The sequence below is a fragment of the Polaromonas sp. Polasp52 genome, from assembly GCF_059491565.1.
Genome location: NZ_CP168513.1, coordinates 5,015,573 through 5,029,004 on the forward strand (window position 1 = coordinate 5,015,573; position 13,432 = coordinate 5,029,004).

At 67.1% G+C, this 13,432-nt stretch carries 14 protein-coding genes; 6 read left to right on the forward strand and 8 right to left on the reverse strand.

Translation table 11 applies throughout. From position 1 onward, the window contains the following. Positions 1 to 4: 4 nt before the first annotated feature. From ACEN9P_RS23485 to ACEN9P_RS23520, 8 genes are all read right to left on the reverse strand, one after another. Complete coding sequence (locus ACEN9P_RS23485; RefSeq protein WP_495620633.1) at positions 5 to 262, reverse strand: nitrogen fixation protein FixH; 258 nt, start codon at positions 260 to 262, stop codon at positions 5 to 7. 20 nt (positions 263 to 282) lie between these two features. Beyond that, complete coding sequence (gene ccoG / locus ACEN9P_RS23490) at positions 283 to 1,710, reverse strand: cytochrome c oxidase accessory protein CcoG (protein ID WP_495620634.1); 1,428 nt, start codon at positions 1,708 to 1,710, stop codon at positions 283 to 285. A gap of 7 nt (positions 1,711 to 1,717) precedes the next feature. Further along, on the reverse strand, positions 1,718 to 2,635 hold the full coding sequence (gene ccoP, locus ACEN9P_RS23495; RefSeq protein WP_495620635.1) for a cytochrome-c oxidase, cbb3-type subunit III: 918 nt from the start codon (positions 2,633 to 2,635) through the stop codon (positions 1,718 to 1,720). Between the two features lie 60 nt (positions 2,636 to 2,695). Next, a complete protein-coding gene (locus ACEN9P_RS23500; RefSeq protein ID WP_007865517.1) occupies positions 2,696 to 2,833 on the reverse strand; it encodes a CcoQ/FixQ family Cbb3-type cytochrome c oxidase assembly chaperone in 138 nt (45 codons plus the stop codon). Between the two features lie 11 nt (positions 2,834 to 2,844). After that, positions 2,845 to 3,474, reverse strand: a complete 630-nt coding sequence (gene ccoO, locus ACEN9P_RS23505; protein WP_495620636.1) for a cytochrome-c oxidase, cbb3-type subunit II — start codon at positions 3,472 to 3,474, stop codon at positions 2,845 to 2,847. A gap of 18 nt (positions 3,475 to 3,492) precedes the next feature. Beyond that, positions 3,493 to 4,926: a cytochrome-c oxidase, cbb3-type subunit I gene (gene ccoN / locus ACEN9P_RS23510; protein ID WP_495620637.1), complete on the reverse strand. Its 1,434-nt coding sequence runs from the start codon at positions 4,924 to 4,926 to the stop codon at positions 3,493 to 3,495. A 65-nt stretch (positions 4,927 to 4,991) separates the two neighbouring features. Continuing rightward, positions 4,992 to 5,129 carry a cbb3-type cytochrome oxidase assembly protein CcoS gene (ccoS, locus tag ACEN9P_RS23515; RefSeq protein ID WP_074574359.1) on the reverse strand — a complete coding sequence of 46 codons (138 nt, stop codon included), beginning with the start codon at positions 5,127 to 5,129 and terminating at the stop codon, positions 4,992 to 4,994. Further along, positions 5,130 to 7,445, reverse strand: coding sequence for a heavy metal translocating P-type ATPase (locus ACEN9P_RS23520; protein WP_495620638.1), 2,316 nt, complete (start codon positions 7,443 to 7,445; stop codon positions 5,130 to 5,132). It abuts the gene before it with no gap. Between the two features lie 340 nt (positions 7,446 to 7,785). Here ACEN9P_RS23520 and ACEN9P_RS23525 point away from each other — a divergent pair, with 340 nt between their 5' ends. The 6 genes from ACEN9P_RS23525 to arcC are packed head-to-tail and all read left to right on the forward strand — an operon-like array spanning position 7,786 to position 13,367. Further along, on the forward strand, positions 7,786 to 8,229 hold the full coding sequence (locus ACEN9P_RS23525) for a universal stress protein (RefSeq protein ID WP_495620639.1): 444 nt from the start codon (positions 7,786 to 7,788) through the stop codon (positions 8,227 to 8,229). A gap of 35 nt (positions 8,230 to 8,264) precedes the next feature. Further along, positions 8,265 to 8,687: a universal stress protein gene (locus ACEN9P_RS23530; protein WP_495620640.1), complete on the forward strand. Its 423-nt coding sequence runs from the start codon at positions 8,265 to 8,267 to the stop codon at positions 8,685 to 8,687. Between the two features lie 30 nt (positions 8,688 to 8,717). Then, positions 8,718 to 10,202: an arginine-ornithine antiporter gene (arcD, locus tag ACEN9P_RS23535; RefSeq protein WP_495620641.1), complete on the forward strand. Its 1,485-nt coding sequence runs from the start codon at positions 8,718 to 8,720 to the stop codon at positions 10,200 to 10,202. Next, positions 10,202 to 11,410, forward strand: coding sequence for an arginine deiminase (locus ACEN9P_RS23540; RefSeq protein ID WP_495620642.1), 1,209 nt, complete (start codon positions 10,202 to 10,204; stop codon positions 11,408 to 11,410). Before arcD ends, ACEN9P_RS23540 begins: the two co-directional genes overlap by 1 nt. A 35-nt stretch (positions 11,411 to 11,445) precedes the next feature. Beyond that, positions 11,446 to 12,444 carry an ornithine carbamoyltransferase gene (gene argF / locus ACEN9P_RS23545; protein ID WP_495620643.1) on the forward strand — a complete coding sequence of 333 codons (999 nt, stop codon included), beginning with the start codon at positions 11,446 to 11,448 and terminating at the stop codon, positions 12,442 to 12,444. Continuing rightward, positions 12,441 to 13,367, forward strand: coding sequence for a carbamate kinase (gene arcC, locus ACEN9P_RS23550; protein WP_495620644.1), 927 nt, complete (start codon positions 12,441 to 12,443; stop codon positions 13,365 to 13,367). The genes argF and arcC overlap by 4 nt, the downstream gene beginning before the upstream one ends. Positions 13,368 to 13,432: the final 65 nt, after the last annotated feature.

Genomic DNA, 13,432 nt, shown 5'->3' on the forward strand with positions numbered 1-13,432 from the left:
GCACTCAGGGCCGCGCGGCCTTGTCGGGCGTGGCAGCGTGGTTGCGCCCTTCCAGGGCCGGTGCCAAGGCCCTGGCCTGCGGCGGGCCGCTGCTGCGTGAGGCCCGTGCCGGCTCCTGCCCGCCTATGACGGCATCGGGGTATTTGACGGCCAGGAAAGCCGTCACGACGCCGGCCACGACCACGGCTGCAGGCCCGGAAACCACCAGCCAGACATGGCCGTGTTTCCACCAGGGGGCGGCTTGGGTGGGAAGGGTATTCATAAAAGGCCTTTCATCGCGCTTCATCGCGGAACAAGGAACACGGATTTTTCTTCGACATGGGCGCGCCCGTTTTCATCGGCAACGCGGAACACGATGGGGTGCGAGCCGGCCCCGGCCGAGCCATAGGGAATCTGCAGCCGCACCGCCACCCAGCGCGATTCCGTGGGGCCGACCCTGACCTCGGCTTCCGAAGCCACCGCCAGGCCTTCAAGCCCGGCTGCCGCGATGCGGTAGCGCTGGGGCTGCTCCGTGGCGTTCATGATCTGCAGGCGGTAGACGTTTTCCAGCTTTCCGCCGGCCGCGATGCGCGAGAGCGCCGCGCGGTCGCGCACCACGTCCACCTTCAGCGGCATGCGCGCCACCAGGCTCCACAGCAGCGCCAGGCACAGCACGCCCAGCAGCGCGGTGTAAACCAGCACACGCGGGCGCAGCACGCGGCGCAGCATGTGGGACGCGGTCCACTTCCCGGCCAGCGCGTTCTGGGTGGTAAAGCGGATCAGGCCGCGCGCATAGCCCATCTTGTCCATCACGCCGTCGCACACGTCCACGCAGGCCGCGCAGCCTATGCATTCGTACTGCAGGCCCTCGCGTATGTCTATGCCGGTCGGGCAGACCTGCACGCACAGCGTGCAATCGACGCAGGCGCCCAGGGACAAGGCCGCGATGTCGGCATGGCGCGAGCGCGCCCCGCGCGGCTCGCCGCGCGCAGGGTCATAGCTCACGATCAACGTGTCCTTGTCGAACATCGCGCTCTGGAAGCGCGCATAGGGGCACATGTATTTGCACACCTGCTCGCGCAAAAAGCCGGCATTGCCGTAGGTGGCAAAGCCGTAGAACAGCACCCAGAAGATTTCCCAGCCGCCCATTTTTGTCTGCAGGAACTGCAGGATCAGCTCGCGCGCCGGCACGAAGTAGGCGACAAAGGTGAAACCGGTCCACATGGCCACGCCTATCCAGAGGATGTGCTTGAACCATTTCTTGACCAGCTTTTCCAGCGAAAACGGCGCGCCGTCCAGGCGCAGCCTGGCCGTGCGGTCGCCCTCCACCTTGCGTTCTATCCAGAGGAAAATTTCCGTGTACACCGTCTGCGGGCAGGCAAAACCGCACCACAGGCGGCCCGCCACCGCCGTGAACAGGAACAGCGACAAGGCGCTGGCCACCAGCAGGCCGGTCAGGTAGATGAAGTCCTGCGGGTACAGCACATAGCCGAAAAGGTAAAAGCGCCTGGCCTCCAGGTCGAAGAGCACCGCCTGGCGCTGCCCCCACTGCAGCCACGGCAGGCCGTAAAACACCAGCTGGGTCAGGGCCACAAAAACCCAGCGCCAGCGCGCGAAACGTCCGCTGACCGAGCGCGGGTAGATCTTTTTTTGCGCCTCGTACAGGGATCCGCCTGCCGGCTCGCTCGCCGGAACGATGGGGATGATTTTGCGCAAGGCCGGTTGTGTCACTGTCGCCTCAAAGCTTGGCCGCGGGGGCCTTGTTGGACAGCCCCCAGATGTAGGCCGTCAGCACGTGGATCTGCGCTTCCGTGAGCTTGCCGGCCTGCGCGGGCATTTCGTTGGTCTTGCCCTTGTTGACGATGTCGACGATGGCCTGCTCGCCCCAGCCGTGCAGCCAGATGTCGTCCGTCAGGTTGGGCGCGCCTATCGTCGTGTTGCCCTTGCCGTCCACGCCGTGGCAGGCCGCGCAGGCGCTGAACTTTGACTTGCCGAGCTGGGCGCGCACCGAATCATGCGGGCCGCCCGACAGGCTCAACACGTACTGCGCCACGTTCTTGACGTCCTCGGGCGAGCCTACCGCCGCGGCCATGGGCGGCATCTGCCCCTTGCGGCCCTGGGTCAGGGTTTCCTTGATTTTTTGGGCCGAGCCGCCATGCAGCCAGTCGCTGTCGGCGAGGTTGGGAAAGCCCTTGCTGCCGCGCGCGTCCGAGCCGTGGCACTGGGCGCAGTTGTTCATGAACAGGCGCTCGCCCACCGCCATCGCATTGGCATCGCCCGCGAGCTGCTCGGCGCTTTTGGCGCTGAAGCCGGCATACAGCGGCGCCAGTTCCTTGTCCGCCTTGACCATCGCGCTGTCGTATTCGCCGCGCGTGCTCCAGCCCATCTCGCCCGGGTAGGCGCCCAGGCCCGGGTAGGCAACCAGGTAGAGCAGCGAATAGATCACGGTGAAGACGAACAACCACATCCACCAGCGTGGCATGGGGTTGTTGGCCTCGCGCAGGTCCTCGTCCCAGACATGGCCCGTGGTGTTGTCGCTGCTCGCGACTATTTTTTTTCGGGCCGTGGCCCACAGCAGCACCAGCGCGCCAATGATGCCGACCAAGGTCAGCGCGGCCACATACCAGGACCAGAAGTTGTCGGTGAAATCGCTCATAAGCCGTACCCGATGCGTTGTGGAGTCAAGAAAGAAGCTTTAAAGAGAAGTGGCATAGCCCTAGTCCTGCAGGAAGGGGATCTTTGCGTCCTCTTCAAAGCGCTTGCGGTTGCGGCCTGAATAGGCCCACACCAGCAGGCCTATGAAGGTGGCGAAGCACAGCAAGGTGGCGATGATGCGCAGTGTGTTGACGTCCATGGCGTCCTCCTTTATTTCAGGGCCTTGCCCATGACTTGCAGATAGGCCACCAGGGCGTCCATCTCCGTCTTGTCCTTCACCACGGCGGCGGCCTCGGCGATTTCAGCATCGCTATACGGCACGCCCACCGTGCGCAGTGCCTTCATGCGCGGCGCCATGTCGGCCGGGTTGACGCTGGCTTTTTCCAGCCAGCTGTAGGCCGGCATATTCGACTCGGGCACCACATCGCGCGGGTTGTTCAGGTGGATGCGGTGCCACTCGTCCGTGTATTTGCCGCCCACGCGCTGCAGGTCGGGGCCGGTGCGCTTGCTGCCCCACTGGAAGGGATGGTCGTAGACAAACTCGCCGGCGACCGAGTAGTGGCCGTAGCGCAGCGTCTCGGCGCGAAAGGGCCGGATCATCTGCGAGTGGCAGTTGTAGCAGCCTTCCCGCAGGTAGATGTCGCGGCCGGCCAGCTGCAGCGCGCCGTAGGGCTTGACGCCCTCCATGGGCGCGGTGGTCGACTTCTGGAAGAACAGCGGCACGATCTCCACCAGGCCGCCCACGGCGATCACCAGCAGGATCAGGATGATCATCAGGAAGTTGTTGGTCTCTATCTTCTCGTGCGAGAAGCCGGCCGTGCTTGTGTTGTCGTCTTTCATGGAATGTGCTTTCTGTGTTTATGCGTGGGCCAGTGCCGGCACCGGCACCCGCACGGGCCGGCCCCGGGCCGCCGTCATGCAGACGTTCCAGGCCATCAACACCATGCCGCCCAGGTACAGCACGCCGCCGAAGAAGCGCACCACGTAGAAGGGATAGGTGGCTTTCACCGATTCGACGAAGGTGTAGGTCAGGGTGCCGTCGGCGTTCAGGGCGCGCCACATCAGGCCCTGCATCACGCCGGCGATCCACATGGCCGCGATGTAAAGCACGATGCCCACGGTGGCCACCCAGAAATGCACCTCGATGGCGCGCACCGAGTACATCCGCTTTTGCCCGAAGAGGCGCGGGATCATGTAGTACAGCGTGCCCATGGAGATCAGGCCCACCCAGCCCAGCGCGCCCGAATGCACATGGCCCACGGTCCAGTCGGTGTAATGCGACAGCGCGTTGACGGTCTTGATGGACATCAGCGGTCCCTCGAAGGTGCTCATGCCGTAGAAAGACAGCGAGACGATCAGGAAACGCAGGATGGGGTCTTCGCGCAGCTTGTGCCAGGCGCCTGACAGCGTCATCACGCCGTTGATCATCCCGCCCCAGCTGGGCGCCAGCAGGATCAGCGAGAACACCATGCCCACCGATTGCGTCCAGTCGGGCAAGGCCGTGTAGTGCAGGTGATGCGGGCCCGCCCACATATAAGTGAAGATCAGCGCCCAGAAGTGGACGATGGACAGGCGGTAGCTGTAGACCGGCCGCTCGGCCTGCTTGGGGATGAAGTAATACATCATGCCCAGGAAGCCCGCGGTCAGGAAAAAGCCGACGGCGTTGTGGCCGTACCACCACTGCACCATGGCATCCTGCACGCCGGCATAGGCCGAATAGGACTTCATCCAGCCGGCCGGCACTTCGGCGCTGTTGACCACATGCAGCACCGCCACCGCCAGGATGAAGGCACCGTAAAACCAGTTGGCCACATAGATGTGCCTGACCTTGCGCACGCCCAGGGTGCCGAAGAACACCACCGCGTAAGCCACCCAGACCAGGGTGATCAGGATGTCTATGGGCCATTCCAGCTCGGCGTATTCCTTGCCGGTGGTATAGCCCAGCGGCAGGCTGATGGCCGCGGCCACGATGACCAGCTGCCAGCCCCAGAAAGTGAAGGCCGCCAGGCGCGGCGCGAACAGCGGCACGCCGCTGGTGCGCTGGACCACGTAGTAGCTGCTGCCTATGAGCGCGCAGCCGCCGAAGGCGAAGATCACCGCGTTGGTGTGCAGCGGCCGCAGCCGCCCATAGCTGAGCCAGGGGATGCCGAAGTTCAGTTCAGGCCAGGCCAGCTGGGCCGCGATGAACAGGCCCACCGCCATGCCCACCACACCCCAGAGCACCGCCGCCAGCGAGAACTGGCGCACCACCGTGTCGTGATAGGCGATCCCTTGCGTCGTTTCTTGGTTCATGAAGCACCTTTTGTCTAGATGCTTCAAAGTGTCGGCGCGGCGGGCGGCGCGGCATTTGATACAGGTCAATCACCGTGAAGAATGCGCTCGGCTTCCTGCTCCAGTGCCTCGAATTGCCCACGCCACACGGCCCAGCCCAGCGCGCCAATGATGAGCAGCGCCAGCACGACGGACAGCGGGATCAGCAAAAACAGGATGTCCATTCAAAACTCCGGAATGCTTCGTGCCAGCCTTGCCGAATTGGCCACCACCAGCAGCGAACTCGCCGCCATGCCGAAGCCCGCCAGCCAGGTCGGCATCAGGCCCGCGATCGCCAGCGGCACGCAAGCCGCGTTGTACAGCGCGGCCCACAGCAGGTTCTGGCGCACCACCCTCCTGGTTCGCCGCGCCTGCGCCAGCAGTGCCGCCACAGAAGCAAGCCGGTTGCCGGTCATGATGAAATCCGCCCTGGCCTGGGCCAGCGGCACGGCCTGGCCCATGGCCATGGACACATCGGCCGCGGCCAGCACCGGCCCGTCGTTCATGCCGTCGCCCACCATCATGACGCGGTGGCCTTCGCGCTGGAGCCTGCGCACATGCTCCAGTTTCATCTCCGGCGTGCATTCGCCGAAGCACCACTCGATGCCGGCCCGGCGCGCCAGGTGGGCCACGGCCTGGCCGGTGTCGCCCGACAGCAGCTGCACGCGGACACCGAGCTTGAGCAAGGCTGCCACGGCCTGCGCCGCGTCGGGCCTGATCGCCTCGTCCAGCTCGAAGCCCGCGAGGTAATGTTCACCGTCGGACAGGTGTGCCTGCGGCACCGGAGCATCACGGCCCGGCACAGGCGCGCGGCAAAAAGAGGCCGAACCCAGGTAGAGGTAGCGCGCATCGCTGCCGTCCGGCCTGGCAACCTTGCCGCGCAGGCCGCGGCCGGGGACCTCCTCTACCTCGCCGGCGACCCAGCCCGGCGCGGACGCATTCGCGGGAAAGCGCGCGGCGATGGCGCGCGAAACCGGATGCAGCGACTGCCTGGCCAGCGCGCCCGCCCTGCCACACACGTCGTCCCGGTCCACGCCGGCAGGCGTGTAGGCCATGACCACATCCATGCGGTCCTGCGTCAGCGTGCCGGTCTTGTCGAAGACCACGGTGTCCACGGCCGCGCAGCTTTCGAGCGCCTGCAGCCTGCGCACCAGCAGGCCGCGCCGCGCCAGCGCGCCCGCGCCGGCCAGCATGGCCGCCGGCGTGGCCAGCGACAGGGCACAGGGGCAGGTCACGATCAGCACCGAGACTGCGACCGCCATCGCATGCGCCTGGCCGAAAGGCCACCACCACCAGGCGGCAGCGGCTGCGGCCAGCAGCACGGCCGCCAGGAAAGGGCTGGCGATGCGGTCCACCAGTTGCACCAGGCCGGGTTTTTCGAGCGAGGCCTGCTCCATCAGCGCGACGATTTCGGCGTAACGGGTTTGCGCACCGACCCGCCGCACGCGCACCAGCAGCAGGCTGGTGAGGTTGTGGCTGCCGGCAATGACGCCGTCGCCGGCGCGCCGCAGCAAGGGTTTGGATTCACCGGTCAGCAGCGACTGGTCGACCCGGCTCTCGCCGCTTTCCACGTCGCCATCGGCGGGAAAGGCCTGGCCCGGCAGCACGCGGACCAGATCGCCCGGGGCAAGCCGGCGCACGGCCACCGCGCGGAAACTGCCGTCGGCCTCCCGCCGCTCCACGCTGTCCGGCAGGCGGCGCATCAATGCCTCCAGCGCGCCGGCGGTGCGGTCGCGCAGGCGCTGCTCCAGCAGCCGGCCCGACAGCAGGAAAAACACAAACATGGGCACCGAGTCGTAGGAGGCATGCTCGCCCCAGGGGCCGGCCGGGTCAAAGGTGGCGGCCGTGCTGGCGCCAAAAGCGATCAGCACACCCAGCGCCACCGGCACGTCCATGCCTATGCGCAGGTGGCGCACATCGCGCAGCGCTGCCGCAAAAAACGGCCAGCAGGAAAACAGCAGCACCGGCAGGGTCAGCACCCAGGAGGCCCAGCCCAGCAGCGCCCGTATGTCGGGCGTGATCTCGCCGGGCCCCGACAGATAAGCCGGCGCGGCGTACATCATGACCTGCATCATGCAAAAGCCGGCCACCAGCCAGCGCCACAGCATCAGGCGCTGGGCCCGCTGCCGGTTGCCGGCCAGCAGCAGGTCGCCCGCCGGCAAGGCGCCGTAGCCGGCCTGGCGCAGCGCGGCCATCCAGGCCGAAGGCCGCGTGGCCTGCGGCTGCCACTGAAGCCGCGCCACGGCCGTGACGCCATTGACCTGCACCGCGTCCACGCCGGGCAGCTTGCGCAACACCGACTCGACGGTGAGCGCGCAGGCCGCGCAATGCATGCCTTCGATCGCCAGGCAGGACTCCCAACAGCCCTCGCGCCCGGCGGCCGGCCGGCTGAAGCCTTCCCATTCGGCCGGCTCGTCCAGCGCGGCCCATGGCGTGGCGCCGCCCGCGGCAGGCGGCACGGCGCCGGCGGAAAGCAGCGGCAAGGAGGGGGCGGTTTGCATGGCGAAAGCTTAGCCAGCGCAGGGCGCCCTGCCCTTGACATGGATCAAACCAAGGGCCATGGGCACTTCCGAGGGTGCCCGCGGGTGTCGGCTGGCTGTCAGGCGCTGTGGCTTACGTCTGCTGGCGAACAGACACCTCCCGATGCCGCGCGCACAGTCACCTGATGGCATCGGACACCTTCCGGGCCCATGCGGGCCGATGCGGTTTTGCACGCGTCGAAAGACCTCGCCAGAAACGCGGAACAGCGGGTCGCAATCATGTGCCGCGCCCTTGACCTGGATCAAGCCCGGGCCCGGACGGCGCTCCTAGACTGCGGCACATCAACACAGGAGAACCACCATGTACCAACGCATTCTTGTTGCCACCGACGGCTCCACACTGTCCAAAAAAGCGGTCAAGGACGCCATCGCCCTGGCCGCATCCCTGGAGGCCGGACTGGTGGCGCTCAACATCGTGCCGCGCTATCCCATGAGCTACTTCGAGGGCGGCGCCAACATTTCGCCTCAGGAAGTCGGGCGCATCGAAAAGGATTGGGCCGACAGGGGCCAGGCCATCGTCGACGCGGTGTGCAAGTCCGCCGAAGCCGCGGGCGTCAAGGCCAAGGCCGTGGTCGTCAAGTCCGACCTTGTCGCGGCGTCCATCCTGGCCGCGGCCAAAAAGAACAAAAGCGACCTCATCGTGATGGCCTCGCACGGCCGCAAGGGTATCTCGCGCATCCTGCTCGGCAGCGAGACCCAGCAGGTGCTCACGCACAGCGGCATTCCCGTCCTGGTCCTGCGCTGAGCGCGCGCCGTTTCATCCCCTTCCTGGAGCACAGCATGAGAGTCCTTCTGGCCGTTGACGGCAGCAAGTTCACCAAAAAAGCCCTGGCCTTCCTGGTCACCCACGAAGCCCTGATGGGCCCCGACGCGGAGCTGATCGTGCTCAATGTGCAGATGGCCGTCTCCCCGCGCGTCAAGACCATGCTGGGCGCCGCCACGGTGCATGCCTGGCACCGCGACGAAGCCCAGAAGGTGCTGGAGCCCATAGAGCGTTTCCTCAAACGCCACAACATCCCCTTCCGCGCCTCCTGGATCGCCGGCATACCGGCCACGCAGATCGTGCAGGCGGCCAAACGCGAGAAGGCCCACATGGTGGTCATGGGCACCCACGGCCACGGCCTGCTGGGCCGCGCCCTGCTCGGCAGCGTCGCCCAGCGCGTGGTGGCCGATGTCGACGTGCCGGTACTGCTGGTTCAGTAGCCGTCCATCACCCGAAAGCGAGAACACGCCATGAGCACACTGTCAAACACCCGGTCCCCGGTGTCGCCGCCCCGGGCCATTCCCACCACACGCCAGGCGCAAGGCAGCCTGGGCCTGGGATTGCTGGTCGCGCTGGTGACGGGCTCCATCATCGGCAGTGGCATCTTCGGCCTGCCGCAGAACATGGCCGCGGGCGCCGGCGCGGGAGCCATCCTGGTCGGCTGGCTGATCACTGGCGTGGGCATGCTGGTGCTGGCGCGCGTCTACCAGACGCTGGCGCTGCGCAAGCCCGAACTGGACAACGGCGTCTACGCCTATGCCCGCGCGCTCTCGGGCGAATACATAGGCTTTAACTCCGCCTGGGGTTACTGGATCAGCGCCTGGATAGGCAATGTCGGTTACCTGGTGGCCGCGTTCGGCGCGCTCGGCTATTTCTTCCCGGCTTTCGGCGAAGGCAACACCCCCGCGGCCGTCGCCGGCGCGTCAGTGGTCTTGTGGGTGGTCCATGCGCTGGTACTGCGCGGCATCAACACCGCCGCCTGGGTCAATGCCGTGGTCACGGTGGCCAAGGTCATTCCCCTGCTGCTCTTCATCGTGCTGGCCGCGGCCGCGTTCCAGGCACCCACCTTCAACCTGGACTTCTGGGGCGGCGCCAAGCTCGGCTCCGTGCTGGAGCAGGTCAAGAGCACCATGCTGGTGACGGTATGGGTTTTTATCGGCATCGAGGGCGCCAGCGTCTATTCGGCGCGCGCGCGCCAGCGCAAGGACGTCGGCAAAGCCACGGTCATAGGCTTTCTGATCTGCCTGGCCCTGCTGATGGCCGTCTCGCTGCTCTCCCTGGGCATCTTCACGCAGCCCGAACTGGCCGGGCTGAAAAACCCCTCCATGGCCGGCGTGCTGGAAAAAGCCGTGGGCACCTGGGGCGCCGTGCTCATCTATATAGGGCTGATCGTTTCAGTGGGCGGCGGCTTCCTGGCCTGGACATTGCTGGCCGCCGAGTCGCTGTTCACGCCGGCCAGCAGCGGCGTGATGCCCGAAGGGCTGGGCCGCCAGAACGGCAAGGGCGTGCCGGCCAATGCCTTGTGGCTGAGCAGCGCCATGGTGCAGGTCTTTCTCATCGTCACGCTGGTGTCCAAGGCCTCCTACCTGGCGCTGATCTCGCTGTCGACCGCGATGATCCTGCTGCCCTACCTGTTCAGCGCGCTCTACGGCCTCAAGCTGGCGGTGCGCGGTGAGGATGCGGGCCCGGCGCCCCAAGGCGCCCGCGGCGCGCTGGACCTGCCGGTGGCCGCGCTCGCCTCGGCGTATTGCCTGTGGCTGCTGTATGCCGCCGGCGCCAAGTACCTGCTGCTGAGCGCCCTGCTCTACGCCCCCGGCGCGGCCCTGTATTTCATCGCCAAACGGCAGGCCCGCCGCGAGCCCTTCACCGCGGGCGAAAAAGCCATGCTGGCCGCCGTGCTCGCACTCGCGGTGGTCGCGGGCTGGATGCTGGCTGCCGGAAAGTTGAGCCTGTGATGGCCGGCGTCCATTCAGAGACGGGCCGGCTGCGCAAGGTGCTGGTCTGCAGGCCCGGCCTGGCGCACACGCGCCTGACGCCCGCGAACTGCCGGGACATGCTGTTTGACGACGTGATGTGGGTCGCGCAGGCCAAAAACGACCACTATGCCTTTACCAGCGCCATGACGGAGCACGGCGTGGAAGTGCTGGAACTGCACGACCTTCTCGCGGTCACGGTCGGCAACCCGATGACGCGTGACCGGCTGCTGGACCGCGAACTGGCCGGCACCGACTTTGAAGCCGCGGCCGTGCTGCGGCCCTGGCTGCAGGAACTGCCGCCGGCCCGGCTGGCCGAATTCCTGATCGGCGGGCTGACGCCGGCGGACCTGCCCTTCAAGCTGCCCGGCCTTACGGCTGCCTGCGCCAGCCCTTCGGACCTGCTGCTGCCCGCCCTGCCCAACACCCTGTTCACGCGCGACAGCAGTTGCTGGATAGGCGACGGCGTGGCGCTGGGCGCCATGTACTGGCCCGCGCGCCGGCGGGAAAGCCTGCTCATGGCGACCATCTACCGCTCCCACCCGGCATTCGCGGGCAAGGTCACCGAATGGTGGGGCGACCCGGGGCAGCCGCACGCGCAGGCCTCGCTCGAAGGCGGCGACGTCATGCCGCTGGGCAAGGGACTGGTGCTGGTCGGCATGGGCGAGCGGACCTCGCCGCAGGCCGTGACCCAGCTCGCGCGCAGCCTGTTTGCCCGCGGCGCCGCGACCCGGGTGCTGGCCGCCCAGTTGCCCAAATCGCGCGGCGCCATGCACCTGGACACGGTGCTGACCTTTTGCGACCGCGACCTGGTGACGGTGTTCCCGGAAATCGTGCAGGCTATCCGCGCGTTCAGCCTTCGCCCCGGCGAGAAGCCGGGCGAGCTGGACGTCAGGGCCGAAACCGAGCCCCTGCTGGAGGTGCTCGCGCAGGCGCTGGGCTTGCCCAGGCTGCGCGTCGTCGCCACCGGCGGCAATGCCTACGAAGCCGAGCGCGAGCAGTGGGACGACGGCAACAACGTGCTGGCGCTGTCGCCCGGCGTCGTCATGGCCTACAACCGCAACACCCATACCAACACCCTGCTGCGCAAGGCCGGCGTCGAAGTCATCACCATTCCCAGCGGCGAGCTGGGGCGCGGGCGCGGCGGCAGCCACTGCATGTCCTGCCCGATTGAGCGCGACGCCGCCTGACCCTCACTGCGCCAAAACGAAAGACGGCCCTCCCCATGAGCTTTAACCTTCACAACCGCAGCCTGCTGGACCTCAAGGACTTTTCCCCGCGGGACATCCGTTTCCTGCTGGACCTGGCCGCCGAGCTCAAGCGCTCCAAATACGCGGGCAACGAATTGGCGCGCCTGAAGGGGAAAAACATCGCGCTGATCTTCGAGAAAGCCTCCACCCGCACGCGCTGCGCGTTTGAAGTCGCGGTGCACGACCAGGGCGGCCATGTCACTTACATCGACCCGGTCAGCTCGCAGCTGGGCCACAAGGAATCCCTGAAGGACACGGCCCGGGTGCTGGGCCGGCTGTACGACGGCATCGAGTACCGCGGCTTTCACCAGACGGTGGTGGAGGAGATCGCGCGCTTTTCGCATGTCCCGGTGTGGAACGGGCTCACGGATGAGTCGCACCCGACCCAGGTGCTGGCCGACCTGCTGACCATGCAGGAGTTCGGCGAAAAGCCGCTGCATGAGCTGTCTTTTTGCTACCTGGGTGACGCCCGCTTCAACATGGGCTGCTCCCTGCTGGTGGGCGGCACGCAGATGGGCATGGACGTGCGCATCGCCGCGCCCGCCGCGCTGATGCCGCCGCCGGCCCTGGTCGCCGACATGCGCGAGCTGGCCAAGACAACCGGCGCGCGCATCACCCTCAGCAGCGATCCGGCCGAAGCCGTCAAGGGCGCCGACTTTCTCTATACCGACGTCTGGGTCTCCATGGGCGAGCCTGACGAAACCTGGAAGCTCAGAATCGAGCAGCTGCTGCCCTTTCAGGTCAACAGCGCGCTGATGAAGGCCACGGGCAAGCCGCGCACACGCTTCATGCACTGCCTGCCGGCCTTCCACAACCTGGACACCGAAGTGGGGCGCCAGATCCACGAGCGCTACGGCCTCAGCGAAATCGAGGTGACCGACGAGGTTTTCGAATCCGACGCGTCCATCGTGTTTACGCAGGCGGAAAACCGCATGCACACCATCAAGGCCGTGCTTGTGGCCACGCTGGCATGAGGCTGGTCGTGGCGCTGGGCGGCAATGCCTTGCTGCGCCGGGGCCAGTCGCCCAGCGCGCAGCACCTGCTCGAAAACATCCAGGGCGTGGCGGCCCAGCTGGCGCGCGTCGCGCTGCACCATGAGCTTGTGGTGACGCACGGCAACGGGCCGCAGATAGGCCTGCTGGCCCTGCAGAACTCGGCCTACGCGGCGGTGGCGCCCTACCCGCTCGACATGCTGGGCGCGCAGACCGAAGGCATGATCGGCTACCTGCTGGAGCAGGAACTCGCCAACCGGCTTGCGCCCAACCGGCCCGTGGTCACCCTGCTCACGCGCGTGGAAGTCGATCTCTCCGACCCGGCTTTCGGTCGGCCCACCAAACCGATAGGGCCCGTCTACACCCAGGAGGAAGCGCAGCGGCTTGCGCAAACCATGCACTGGCATGTCGCGCCCGACGGCGCAAGCTTCAGGCGCGTCGTGGCTTCGCCCCTGCCCCTGCGCGTGCTGGCCGTGGATCCGCTGCGCTGGCTGTTGCAGCACCAGGCCGTGGTCATCGCCGCAGGCGGTGGCGGTATCCCGGTGGCGCGTACGGCCGGCGGGCGGCCCCTGGAAGGCGTGGATGCCGTGATCGACAAGGACCTGACCAGCGCCCTGCTCGCGCTGGAGCTGGGTGCCGACTGCCTGGTGATCGCCACCGACGTGGACGCCGTCTACCTCGACTGGGGGCTGCCGACGCAGCGCGCTCTCGGCAAGGTCGGGCCGCAGGAACTGCTGGGCCACAGCTTCCCCGCGGGCTCCATGGGCCCCAAGGTGCAGGCCGCCGCCAGCTTCGTCCTGAAGACGGGAAAGAAGGCCTTGATAGGTTCGCTGGACCGGATCGAGGAGATGCTGGCGGGCCGCGCCGGCACCGAGGTCAGTCCCGGCGGCGGCCCGGCGGCATAAGCCGGCGTGGAAGGGCCCCGCCCCGCCGCATCGCGCGGGGCTTGCGCAACAAGCCATCGCTTGAG